This is a genomic window from Shouchella lonarensis, assembly GCF_900096965.1.
Taxonomy (GTDB): domain Bacteria; phylum Bacillota; class Bacilli; order Bacillales; family Bacillaceae_D; genus Shouchella; species Shouchella lonarensis.
On record NZ_FMYM01000006.1, the window covers coordinates 96,051 to 108,315 of the forward strand.

16 protein-coding genes are annotated in these 12,265 nt (G+C 41.5%); 7 read left to right on the plus strand and 9 right to left on the minus strand.

Annotated elements, in window-relative coordinates; genetic code table 11:
- Positions 1-44: 44 nt before the first annotated feature.
- Positions 45-650: a YpmS family protein gene (locus BLT29_RS07565; RefSeq protein WP_176763858.1), complete on the minus strand. Its 606-nt coding sequence runs from the start codon at positions 648-650 to the stop codon at positions 45-47.
- A gap of 236 nt (positions 651-886) precedes the next feature.
- Positions 887-991, minus strand: a complete 105-nt coding sequence (locus tag BLT29_RS07570) for a YjcZ family sporulation protein (RefSeq protein WP_090775718.1) — start codon at positions 989-991, stop codon at positions 887-889.
- Positions 992-1,331: 340 nt separating this feature from the next.
- Between BLT29_RS07570 and BLT29_RS07575 the strand changes: the two genes are divergently transcribed.
- The gene (locus BLT29_RS07575) at positions 1,332-2,342 is read left to right on the plus strand and encodes a foldase protein PrsA (protein WP_090775719.1); all 1,011 of its coding nucleotides are present in this window, start codon (positions 1,332-1,334) and stop codon (positions 2,340-2,342) included.
- 63 nt (positions 2,343-2,405) lie between these two features.
- Here BLT29_RS07575 and BLT29_RS07580 read toward each other — a convergent pair whose 3' ends face one another.
- Positions 2,406-2,681, minus strand: coding sequence for a sporulation YhaL family protein (locus BLT29_RS07580; protein ID WP_090775720.1), 276 nt, complete (start codon positions 2,679-2,681; stop codon positions 2,406-2,408).
- 201 nt (positions 2,682-2,882) lie between these two features.
- On the opposite strand from BLT29_RS07580, the gene yhaM reads away from it, so the two are divergent.
- Entirely contained in the window at positions 2,883-3,845 is a 963-nt protein-coding gene (gene yhaM / locus BLT29_RS07585) for a 3'-5' exoribonuclease YhaM (RefSeq protein ID WP_090775721.1), read from the plus strand.
- 55 nt (positions 3,846-3,900) lie between these two features.
- Here yhaM and BLT29_RS07590 read toward each other — a convergent pair whose 3' ends face one another.
- From BLT29_RS07590 to BLT29_RS07600, 3 genes are all read right to left on the minus strand, one after another.
- Positions 3,901-5,313 (minus strand): sensor histidine kinase, encoded by a 1,413-nt coding sequence (locus BLT29_RS07590; RefSeq protein ID WP_090775722.1) that lies wholly within the window; start codon positions 5,311-5,313, stop codon positions 3,901-3,903.
- Positions 5,310-5,990: a response regulator transcription factor gene (locus BLT29_RS07595; RefSeq protein ID WP_090775723.1), complete on the minus strand. Its 681-nt coding sequence runs from the start codon at positions 5,988-5,990 to the stop codon at positions 5,310-5,312. Before BLT29_RS07595 ends, BLT29_RS07590 begins: the two co-directional genes overlap by 4 nt.
- A 183-nt stretch (positions 5,991-6,173) precedes the next feature.
- Positions 6,174-6,497: a hypothetical protein gene (locus BLT29_RS07600; protein WP_090775724.1), complete on the minus strand. Its 324-nt coding sequence runs from the start codon at positions 6,495-6,497 to the stop codon at positions 6,174-6,176.
- Positions 6,498-6,638: 141 nt separating this feature from the next.
- On the opposite strand from BLT29_RS07600, the gene BLT29_RS07605 reads away from it, so the two are divergent.
- Entirely contained in the window at positions 6,639-6,818 is a 180-nt protein-coding gene (locus tag BLT29_RS07605) for a YhzD family protein (RefSeq protein WP_090775725.1), read from the plus strand.
- A gap of 11 nt (positions 6,819-6,829) precedes the next feature.
- Here BLT29_RS07605 and BLT29_RS07610 read toward each other — a convergent pair whose 3' ends face one another.
- From BLT29_RS07610 to BLT29_RS07620, 3 genes are all read right to left on the minus strand, one after another.
- A complete protein-coding gene (locus BLT29_RS07610) occupies positions 6,830-7,711 on the minus strand; it encodes an HAD family hydrolase (protein ID WP_090775726.1) in 882 nt (293 codons plus the stop codon).
- Between the two features lie 130 nt (positions 7,712-7,841).
- Positions 7,842-8,201 (minus strand): YlbF/YmcA family competence regulator, encoded by a 360-nt coding sequence (locus BLT29_RS07615; RefSeq protein ID WP_090775727.1) that lies wholly within the window; start codon positions 8,199-8,201, stop codon positions 7,842-7,844.
- A gap of 75 nt (positions 8,202-8,276) precedes the next feature.
- Complete coding sequence (locus BLT29_RS07620) at positions 8,277-9,416, minus strand: DUF445 domain-containing protein (protein WP_141769867.1); 1,140 nt, start codon at positions 9,414-9,416, stop codon at positions 8,277-8,279.
- 135 nt (positions 9,417-9,551) lie between these two features.
- On the opposite strand from BLT29_RS07620, the gene BLT29_RS07625 reads away from it, so the two are divergent.
- The 4 genes from BLT29_RS07625 (at position 9,552) to BLT29_RS07635 (ending at position 12,209) form a co-directional block, all read left to right on the plus strand.
- A complete protein-coding gene (locus BLT29_RS07625) occupies positions 9,552-9,803 on the plus strand; it encodes a DUF5342 family protein (protein ID WP_090775729.1) in 252 nt (83 codons plus the stop codon).
- Between the two features lie 58 nt (positions 9,804-9,861).
- Positions 9,862-10,032 carry a hypothetical protein gene (locus BLT29_RS13370; protein WP_176763849.1) on the plus strand — a complete coding sequence of 57 codons (171 nt, stop codon included), beginning with the start codon at positions 9,862-9,864 and terminating at the stop codon, positions 10,030-10,032.
- Between the two features lie 61 nt (positions 10,033-10,093).
- Positions 10,094-10,975, plus strand: a complete 882-nt coding sequence (locus tag BLT29_RS07630; RefSeq protein WP_176763859.1) for a PucR family transcriptional regulator — start codon at positions 10,094-10,096, stop codon at positions 10,973-10,975.
- Between the two features lie 133 nt (positions 10,976-11,108).
- Complete coding sequence (locus tag BLT29_RS07635; RefSeq protein ID WP_090775731.1) at positions 11,109-12,209, plus strand: ABC transporter ATP-binding protein; 1,101 nt, start codon at positions 11,109-11,111, stop codon at positions 12,207-12,209.
- The last annotated feature ends 56 nt before the right edge of the window (positions 12,210-12,265 follow it).

Sequence of the window (12,265 nt, forward strand, 5' to 3'; positions counted from 1 at the left end):
AAACGGGAGCAATGACGCCCTTTTCGCCAATGCTCCCGTTCTTCTTATTTTTCGTCCAGCACTTTCTGAATGGACAGTTCCACACGGTCTCCCGGCAAATCAATCTCTTTCACATACACACCATATGGAAAAAGTGCCTCAATGTTTTGTAAATGCAACACGAGCGCCTCTTCTTCTGGCAATATTTCAAGCCAATCTGGCCATTCCCCCGTAGCCATAAACATGCGCAGCGCATATTCAGGTGATAATGATAATTGACCGGCTGAAAGTGTATGTGCCCGCAACAATAAAGAACCATCCGTTTGGACTTCTGGCGTAAATGTCATGGCGATATCAATGGTTGAAACGACGGTATCAATTTCCCCGTAAAAACGAACATCCTCGTCCGTTAATGAAAATTGACCATGCATATCGCCGTCTTGTTTCATCAAATGACCGAGAAATTTATTCACTTCTTCCCGCGTGAACGTCATGTCTACGACGGTTTCTGACTCATACTCGCTGGACGGCAGGTGCCCCTCCTGTACCGCAAAGAGACGGCTGAAAAAAAAGATGACTGTCACCGTAATGACGACTAAGATGGTGCACACAACATAAAATCCATACTGATAAAAACGTCCGTTTTTCTTTTTCTGCTGACGTGATGCCAAACAAACCACCCTCTCCAAGAGTCAGAACTCCGTCCCAGAAGTCAGATGACCCCGGCTCTCCTCATCCCTACTCCCAGCGTACACAATTTCATGACTAAAAATCAAATAAGAAGGATTATCCATTCTGATAACCCTTCTCTAAACCTCTGGCTATTCCGATTCCGGCCTCTCATCTCCGACTTCCGGAAGGCTATGTATCATGCCACCCAAAGTACTTGGGCGGCATACACTTGAGATTAGCAAATCCACGAAGCTCCAATAATCACAAGTAAGATAAACAAAACTACAAGTAAAGCAAATCCATTATAAGAAGCACCAGCAGCATAACTCACGAGTGTCATCCTCCTTTGATTATTTCTTTCATTTTTTTCACAAAAGCAACAGGAAGTGCGCCTGCCTAAAAAACCACCACTCCAATAATAACTAGTAAAATGAATATAACAAGGATTAATGCAAGCCCACCTTGGTATCCAGACATATGAACACCCCCCTGTGCTTTGTTACCATATCCTATGCAGCACGAAGAGATAAGTACTGGGCGTTTGCCCTAATTTTTCACTTATACATGATCATTGTTCTCAAAGTACATTTGTGCTATAGTAAAGCTTATGCACATAGAAGAAAGCCTGTTCTACGGTGTGCGTTAAAATTTACTTTGATCTTATTCGAGGAGTGTGCTGCATGAAGAAAACGTTACTCACTGCTTTAAGCATTGCGAGCTTAACCCTTTTCACTGCGTGCAATAACGATGCAAGTGACACCGTTCTAACCATTGATGGTGAAAATGTCATTACAAAAGATAGCCTTTACGAGGAAGCGAAAAATAACCAACAACTCCAACTCGTTCAAGGTAGTATCTCTCAAGCCCTTTACACTGACTTGCCATTGCGTGCAAGCAAAGACTTAGACATTTCAAAAGAAGAGATTGACGCTGGTTTTGAAGAGTGGAAAAAAGCAAATCAAATTGAATCAGATGAGAAATTACTTGAATTGCTTAAAGACGGTCCGGAAAACTTGAAAACACTTGATGATGTGAAAGACCGCTTTGTCATCCCTAACCTTGCACTAAAACATCTGCAAGCAGAAGGTCTTGATCTATCTGATGAAGTATTAGAAAAAGAATTCAATGAAAACAAAGAGGAATACGAGCGCGTTGCAGCACGTCATATTTTGGTAGAAGATGAAGAAACAGCCAAAAAGGTCGTTGATGAATTAAACGATGGGAAAAGCTTTGAAGAAGCTGTCCAAGAGTACTCTATCGATGAAGCAGCGAAACAAGAAAATGGAAACCTCGGTGAATTTAACCGTTCGCAAATGGTTCCTGAGTTTAGCGACGCGGCCTTCGATTTAGAGGTAGGCAAAATTAGCGAACCGGTAAAATCTGATCATGGTTTTCACATCATCGAAGTGACCGAGCGTCTCGATACATTTGAGGCAAATCGTGATGCAATTGAAACGAAATTCATTGAAGAAAATGGTAAACCGATTCAAACAGTCATAAAAGAACTGATTGAGAAATACAAAGTCAAGCTTCATGATGACGACTTAAAAGAATTTCTTGATCAAATGACCACCGTCCCTGAAGAAGCTACACCACCAGCTGACGACGCTGAAGAAAGCAAAGAAGATACAGAGAAAAAAGATGAAGAAAAGAAGGATGAAAAGAAAGACGAAGATAAAAAAGACGAGTAAATTCATTCTTACCTAAAAAAGCAGGTGACCACCATGGATCACCTGCTTCTTTCATATCATGAGTCACTCTTGTCGCGCTTTTTTCCCGCGTGCTTCCTCGAGTCGTTCCATGTACACTTGCCCTTCCTGTTCAATGCTTTCCTGTTCTACTTCGTTCTCTTCCCTCATCGTTTTCAGCCACATATACCCACTAACGAAAACGCCTGCAAGCACAGCATATACCCACCACGGACTTTGGACAATAAAGGTACCTAGTGATGTTTGTGTGAGAAGGAACGCAATCACTAAAGCAACTACGGACACTAAGGCAATCATTTGACTCATTTGATTTGACTTCATCTTCCAATCATCCCTCCAACTATATTTGATCTCCTTGTGTAATAAGGATAACGACGACTATGCCGATGTTTTCATTCCTTATATAGCTACCCTATGACTTGTCCGGCAGAAGTAGAACGACCATCTAGTGAAATTAAAAGACACGCATACGCCTAGCTATGATATACTGAAAAACAACTCCGTCATTCAAGAGGTGAAATTATGAAAAAAGGCATTCAGCATGCACGCGCAGGTACCCCTATTGACCACTACTTACTCATCAAAACCGCCACAAAACAAATTGCTAGTAATCATAAACCTTTCCTTACCCTCATACTAGGAGACCAAACTGGCGAAATAGAGGCAAAGCTATGGGGCATTAACGAAAAAGATGAAACCACATTTTGTAATAAAACAATGGTACATGTTCGAGGAGAAGTCATTGATTACCGTGGACGTCTACAATTAAAAATTAGCAGCATCCGCCAAGTGACTGCAGATGATCATGTGAAAATTGAGGACCTTATTCGTACTGCTCCGTTACAAAAAGACGATATGCTTGCGGTCATTAATGAATTTATTTTTGACATTCGCAACCCCAATCTTCAACGATTAACAAGGTCATTAATCAAAAAACACGAGCAAGCATTTTTAGAGTCACCTGCAGCAACAAGAAACCATCATGAATTTATGTCTGGTCTCGCTTATCACGTTGTCTCTATGTTAAACCTTGCTAAAAGCATTGTTAACCTCTATCCAGATATAGATCAAGACTTGCTTTATGCAGGTGTCATTTTGCATGACCTTGGCAAAGTAAGAGAACTATCTGGGGCCATTGATACAACATATACGGTAGAAGGAACATTGATTGGTCATATTTCCATTATTGCTGCTGAAATTGCTGAGACAGCAAAGGAATTACACATAGACGGGGAAGAGGTTGTCGCGTTACAACATCTCGTCCTCAGTCATCATGGGAAAGGGGAGTGGGGGAGCCCTAAATCACCGATGATTCGTGAAGCAGAAGTCCTTCACCTTATTGATCAATTCGATGCGAGGATTACGATGATGAACGATGCACTCGTGAACATTGAACCAGGCCAATTTTCAGAAAGAGTGATGGCACTTGAACAACGCCGTTTTTACAAACCAGCCTTTCAAAAAACACCAGCAGACATATTATAAATAGACCGGGTGCAGGTATGATCCTGCATCCGGCCTATTTATTTTTACCATGATGTCACTTTTTTTCTACGTTACCCTTTCCTCGTCTACGCTCTTTTTTCTTTTTCTTTTCCGCCGGTACTTGTTGTGTTGAGGACTGTTTAGGAATTGAAATGGTGAATCGAACGCCGTCTTCTGTATTTTCCACTTGAGCTGTCCCGTGATGAAGCGTCGCAATTTGTTTGACAATCGCTAGCCCTAAACCGAACTTTCCTTTATTCCCTTTATAAAACGGCTGGAACAACTTCGTCAAATCGTCGTCAATCGGTTCACCTTGGTTTTCAACAATCAAATCAACCGTCTTTGAACGATCAATTGCGCGAATCGATAAATGACCTGTGGCATAACGAAGACCATTTTCTACTAAATTCTCCAGTAATACTTCACATTGCTCTAAATCAGCCTGAAGTACAACATCTGCACCACCAACATGAATCGTGACATCGTCACGTTGGTAACGAAAACGCTCCTCAATTTGGTAAGCCAGTTGTCCAAACAAAAATGTTTGTACTTGCAACTGTTCTTGTTGCATTTGGTCAAGCTTTGTATAATACAACATATCAATGACACGACGTTCCATCCGATTTGCCTCTTCAGTAATGACATCCATTGTTTGCTCTAAGCTATCCTTTGGCATCATGCCATCTTTGACGGAAGCAGCATAACTTTTAATAACCATAATAGGTGTCTTTAGTTCATGTGACGCATGTTGAATGAACGTCTTTTGTGAACGATCATACCGGTTCAAATTCTTCCTCATTTTTTCAAATTGAAACGACAATCGTTCAAAGTCGGGATCACCTTCCCAGTGTAAAGCTTCTTGCCAGTTACGATTTGCGATTTGTTCAAGTCGGTGACCGAGCAACGCAAGCGGTTGTTTTAAATAGTGCTTTAGCCATATCGCTGGCAATAAACTAAGAACACTTGTTAAAAGGACTAAATAGAGCAACCGTTCCCAAAGACGATCAACCATCTCGTCGCGATAGGTATCCCACATAAACGAAACAATATACACTTCATGCTTTAACTCCTGCATGACATAAAACAATGTTTGTCCATCAAACGTCATTTCATAACGTTGACGCTCTTTTTTTTGGTTTGCCGCATTCTCCATCATTTTCGTAATAATGGGGTCTTGTGTGTCGTCAATTCTCGCCTTGCCCTCTGGCAACCGCATCAAGAAGTAGCTAATCATTCCTTTTCCTTCTGACGCTTGATGAAAACCATGTTCCCATGGTGCAAGCCTAGAGGAATAATCGACCTCATCATTCAGACGCATTTGAATATGATTTTCAATCATGCGATACGTTTCTTCCGTCATCGTTCCTCTAATCGATAAAGGATACACAATCATAATTGACAATGTGACGAGTACAATGAGCGAGACAAACGCGAGCCAAATGCGGCGCGTCAAATTCATTTTGATCATGAACGCAAAACACGGTATCCATAACCGTACAATGTTTCTACATGCAATCGTGGCATTTTTTTACGGACGCGACGGACAACATCGTCAACTGCACGCGCTGAGCCTATATATTTTCGGTCCCATACCTTCTTCAAAATGAATTCACGTGAAAAAGCTTTGCCAATCTCTGATATTAGCAACAATGTGACATCCATCTCTTTTGTTGTCATTTCAATGACCTCATCTTCATTTTCCTTGTCCACAATGACACGACTCACAGGATCAATGTTATAGCCACTGAGCAACATGTTGTTCACTTCTAACACGCTTGTCCCATACACACGATTCAACAATTTTTTCGCCCGAATGATGAGCTCTTGTGGCAAAAATGGCTTTGCCAAGTAATCATCGCTCCCCATCTCTAATCCAAGAACACGATCTAAATCTTGATCGCGTGCCGAAATGAAAATCACGGGTGTATCCGCGCGTTGCTTAATGGCCTTTAACACTTGATAGCCATCTCTTCCAGGCAACATAATATCTAAAACCCATAAATGCGGTTCATCATTTACAGCTTGCATGGCGTCATGTCCATTCGTAAATACGGTTACTTGCCAACCTTCTTTTTGTAAATACGTCTTAAGCACTTCAGCTAAGTTTTCTTCGTCTTCAACTAAATATATTTGATATTGTTCCACCTTTTATTTCCTCCTCTTACTCGATGGTTTAAACCCATTTTACATCATTTAATGTAAAAAACGAAATTATGGGCGATTTTATGCAATATTATGCCACACTCCCATACTTTTTTATCTTTTTGCCGAAATTTTAGCAAGAAAAATAAGAAAAGGACTTCCGATGAAGAAGCCCTGAAACCATATTTACAGCAATACAATTGCCGCCAACGCTGTTAATGGTAATATCCAGCGCCGCCAACCGTATGGACGAGGACGATGAGGTGGATAGCCGTAATAAGGATAACCATAACCAAATTGCCGGTTTTGTGTTGCCTCATATCCTTCTATTTGAGACAAAAGAAGTGGCTGATCATGTTCATCCACGGGATACATGACATACAAATAATTTTCATCAACATATTCGATAATGGATTCAAATTCTTGCCCGTCTCCCATCGTTAATTTCACTGGATAATTTGTATACTGTTGTCCTAATGACATGAGCGATTGCTTATGTTCATCGGTCATTCTCATTCCCTCCTTCCTCTCTAACCATTCTATTCTTGAAAAAAAAATAGGTGAATGACATAGCCACTCATGTTATACTATAAAAAAAGATTGCTCCTCAACAAACATACATGAAACCGCTACCAGGAAGGTGATATGATCATGGTTTATTTTTTAACAGCTTTCGCAAAGGATGGTGCATCACTCCTCAATGAGCGTTTTGATGCGACATCGGATATAGAAGCCATGGCATTGGCTAAAGACATGTTAGCAAAAAATGATGCATTGGAACGGACCCACCGTCTCACACGTAGCGGTAAACTGTTGCTATTCGCACGTTAAAGCGAACCTCCTTAAAGACGTTCGCTTTTTTGTGTAAATGCGCCTCTATTTGACAATGAAAATTGCTTTCGGAACACTTCATGTACCATATAAGCAAATCCATCCTCCTCTGCAGTACGCGTTATCCAACTTGCTTGTTGTTGTACCGCTGGACTAGCATTCCCCATTGCAACACCGAGTCCGGCGTGCTCGACAACTTCTAGATCGTCATCTCCCATCCCAATAACGACCAACTCTTCCGCGGCGATGTTTTCTCTACGAAGCAACCATTGCAACGCGCGCCCTTTTGCGGCTCCTTGACCGAGTATCATCATGCTTCCCTCTGATGTGCGCGCAATATCTAAGTCCCCTACCTCTTCTGCCAGTATATCCCGAGCATAGCGTGCATCCGATTCATTTTCAAAGCGAAGCGTAAAGTTAAGTGGACCTTTCCCTTCCTTTAAAACTTGCTCATATAAGGAATCAACATAGGTCGTCGGATACACAATGTAATCGCCCGGAGAGGTAAGCGATATGCGGGCAAGCAATGTTTGTTTTTGATTGTCTTTACTCGCAACGGCATGATCATCATACATGAGGCGAATATCGCCATGAAACCGTTCCAATACATGACACGCATCTAATGCAACTTCAATATGCAGTGAACGATCGAACCATTCCTTTTTTTCCGTATCGGAAATGAGGGCACCACCATGGGCAATAATCATACATTCCATTTTTAATGCTTTTGCCACTTTCCTCGCATAAGTATAAGGCTTAGACGTCATTAACACGATTTTAACGCCTTTCCTTTTTAAATAGTTCATGGCATCCTTTGTTCGTCTTTTTATCTTCTCATCTGGTCCTACTAATACACCATCAATATTTACTGCGAGTAACTTATAAGTCTTCACGTGATGTTCCCTCCTCTTAGATAGCTTGTGCTTGTTTTAGGTGTATGTGAGAAGACAAATAAGTAGAACCGCTCGGATGCTAAAAAAAGACCCGTCACACTTTTGTGACCGGCCTCATCTACGCATGGTGTTATTCGTCTTCTTCTGCTAAATGTCCATAAATCTCTTCTAACGGTTCTGTAATAATTTTATTCACATCTGCAATGATCATGCTCATCTGTTGCTCTGTTTCCATCAACTTTGAAATGAGCGTATGTTGTGAAACGAGCTCAAACTGCTTTTGTGCCTGCTCGGCCTCTTCAGGTGAGATGTCCATTCCTTGCATTTGCTTTTGTTGTAATGACATCTGTAACTTCCGGAAATTATCGAACATCTTCCGCGCAATATCATCAGCAGCAATTTGTTTGTGTAAATCTTGTAGTTGTACAAATGCGGCGTCTTCTGCTAGTGCTTGCTTTAACTCATGTGCCTTGTCATATGTCTTTGACATGTTATCAGCTCCTCAAAAATCAGTCTTACCGACTATAACATGTTTTGTGCAGAAGATACAGTCTGAGCGATGTCTTTAATACAAAAACTGGACAATGAGCGCTTGTAAACAACCAACAACCGCACCAATTAGACCACCAAAATACGTAATCATTCGTAGTTCCTGCTTTGTTACCGCAAGAATTAACTTCTCAAGATGCGGCATTGACAATGACGCCACTTGGACTTGAATGATCTCTTCTATTTTTAACTTCTGTAGCAGTGATTTGACTTGACCTTGTATGTAAACAAGCACTTGCTGTACCACATTCGGTACCCACTCATCAACAACATTGTTTTCATATGCAGATGTCCATGTATATAACGGTGCATCTAACCAATCTAACAAAGGTACTTCTCCTTCGAATGTGAGGATCACTTTTTCTGATATTGGGGAGACATATGCTGTCAACTCAAACGACTGTAACGGGCGCGTTTGAAATTTTTCCCACTCTTGTTGTAAAAAGCGCTCCGCCATTTCTTTTGTACGCTCATCCGCCAGCAAGCGTTTGATTTCTGGTGTCAGCATATCGACTAATTTCTCCCGCGAGATAAACATCGAAACCATACTTCCCAATTTCCCTTTCGTTTCTATAAAACGCTCAACCATACTTGAAATGGCTTTCTGCCCCTCTGCACTCTCAATATACTGTTGCCCTTTTTCTAGAAACAGATGGACTGCCTTTGGTAACCAGTCTGTCACTTGTTGTGCTAACGCTGGAGGTAGCAGTGCTTCAACTGGTCTATCTTTATTTTCCTCCAAAAATGTCGTCAACTTTGTTTCGAGCCATTTTTTAGACAAAGACGTCAACCGTTCTCGTCGCACATCGATCTGAAACCATTTTTGAAAAAAGTATGCCACACTTTCCTCACGTTGTAACCACGCACGCACAGTTTCCTGCGTCCATGTCGTCATTTCTTTGACAAACGGACTCGCTCCAAGCTGCTTTTCGATCCCTTCTGCTGTTAATAAATGCTGTCCGACAATCCGGCCAAGCTGTACCGACAATTCTTGCTGACGCTTCGGTAATAAACCTGGGGTAAAAGGGACTTGATAACGCCCGATTTTGTACGCACGATAAGGTCTAAATAACATCCGAATGGCAAGTAAATTGGTCGCCGCACCAACGAGCGCACCTACGGTTGCCATAAATAAAATTAATACAATTACATTCACGCTCAACGCTTACTACATTTTCAATCGTAGCAAGCTCCCTCCTTCTATTCACATTACACATGCATGTCATCATTACATATGACTCCATCTATGTTACACTAAAAACAGCTTTTCATCACGACTGGAGGAAATGATATGCTTGTCCACTTTGAATATAAACCATTATCAACTATTGGTCGTAAAAAATCTTGGGCCTTTAAATGCTATTATAAACAACAATTTATTGCCGGTACGTACCATTACAATGGAGATATTACATGGCAAACACCCCCTAAAAAAGAAGAGCCTATGTTAAAAGAGGCCATTCACGATTTAATGCTTTATCATGTATATGAATCTGAACACCAACCTGCGATGCATAAAACCGAATCATCCTCCCCATCCTAAATGAGACAGGCGAGTCATACAATTAGATCACTCGTTCTCACGAAAGAAGGGATAAACGTTGAAGCGGAAACAAACAAAAGAAGACTGTGATGGTCGCGCGTGCTATGAAATGGACGTCGACCGTTACATTAACGAAGGCTTAAGCGGTGGACGTGTTGATCCGCACTCAGGTGGGCTCATTGAGGAATCTCTCTCGTTAAAAGAAGAAGAACCACCCGCTAAGTCATAAAACAAGCTGCACATGCCAGCTTGTTTTTCAATGAATACTGCATTTAAAAAGGATGAATCAAATGATTGACGACATTAAACATGCTTTTAGTCATGCTCATTGGCAAAATGGAGAAAATAAAGCCGCCCGCTGGTCTTTACAAGACCCTCACACATGCACTGTCATCCATCTCAATCGAACGAAACTCACGGCAAGAGAGCAACTGCTCCTTGCGCACGTATTCACAGAGGTTAACGAAAGTATGATACCAAAAACAGCGATTGAGAAAAAATGGTTTCACTGTTTACGTGAGCAGCAAGCGCCTCATCCTGATCCTCATCAAACATATATCCCTGTTTACTTCAAATTAACTACAGCGCCCATGGATCTCTCAAGCTTCAGAGAAGCTGTGCATCATATTTTCCCCCATAACACAGCAATCATATGGGAAAGTACGACAGAAGGTCTATTCATCTATGCAGTGCAACCATTAGAAGATGATGTCGACCTTGAAGCGCTCGCAACACTCCTTCAAAGTGACTTTTATACAAATGTTGCTTTATTAAAAGGCATGCCGTTACCAATAAAAGATGTCCATGACGCGCTGCACTTTTCGAAGCAATTGTTTTCATTTGCCCACAATATTCATCCGGAGAAGAACGTCTTATGCGCTGCGGAAACTGCTATATCATGGCTGACGCAAACGATCACACCGACACAATTTGCGAAGGTGAAGAGATACTTTTTGCCAGCACCAATACTCACGGATCAAGAACTTCTCCGCGCTATTATCGTTTATCTTAACCATCATATGAACATCTCAAAAGCAGCGAATGCACTTCATTTACACCGAAATAGTTTACAATACCGTCTGAACAAATTTATGAATCGTACTGGACTAGACTTAAGGCGCTTCCCTCACGCTGCCATTACCTATTTCCTCCTTCAGGGACAAAACGTGTAGCCATTGTCTATCTGCCCAAGTGATACTCGTTCTTTTTGTGCAGCTTGACAATAGCCAAAGAGCTGTAAATTCTCGTACAATTAAGTTGAAATCGCATACAACATACGTACATGAAAATGATGGAGGTATAATCATGGCATCGATTCAATTAAAACATATTCATAAAATTTATGAGGGCAATGTAAGCGCCGTTACCGACTTCAATTTAACTATTGAGGATAAAGAGTTTATCGTTTTTGTTGGCCCATCAGGGTGCGGGAAATCAACAACATTGCGAATGATTGCTGGGCTGGAAGAGATTTCAAAAGGAGACCTCATCATCGACGGGAAACGTATGAATGAAGTTGCACCAAAAGACCGCGATATTGCGATGGTCTTTCAAAACTATGCCTTATATCCACATATGAACGTCTATGACAATATGGCATTCGGCTTGAAGCTGCGTAAATTTAGTCAGTCTGAAATTGACCAACGTATTAAAAAAGCCGCAAATATTTTAGGGCTTGAGCACATGCTCGATCGCAAACCGAAAGCGATGTCAGGCGGACAACGACAACGCGTTGCGTTAGGACGCGCGATCGTTCGTGATCCAAAAGTCTTTCTGATGGACGAGCCTTTATCCAACTTAGATGCAAAATTGCGCGTACAAATGCGTGCAGAAATTATTAAATTACATCAACGCTTACAAGCGACAACAATTTATGTGACACACGACCAAACGGAAGCAATGACGATGGCGAGTCGTATTGTCGTCATGAAAGACGGCATTGTGCAACAAATTGGTTCTCCAAAAGATGTATATGATCACCCAGAAAATATGTTTGTTGGTGGATTTATTGGCTCCCCAGCAATGAACTTCCTGCATGGACGTTTGGATGGGGCTGATTTCGTCATTGGTGAAACACGTATCCAAATTCCAGAAGGAAAACGGTCGCTTTTGCGTAAAAAAGGTTTTGATCATGGTGACATCGTTTTAGGCATTCGCCCTGAAGATATTCATGAAGAACCACTATTTATTTCGGCAAGCCCGAACACATTAATTTCAGCACCGATTAGTGTCGTTGAGCTCACTGGTGCTGAAAGTATGTTGTACTCTGACATTGCTGGACAGTCGTTTATCGCCCGCATCAATGCGCGTACCCATGTCCAAAGCGGTGACGTACTAGAACTTGCTCTTGATATGAACAAAGCACATTTCTTTAATCCTGAAGATGAAAGACGTATCCGTGATTAAAAAGTAAGAAGGCGACGACCGTCGCCTTCCCCTTTAAGCAATGCTTATTATTTTTG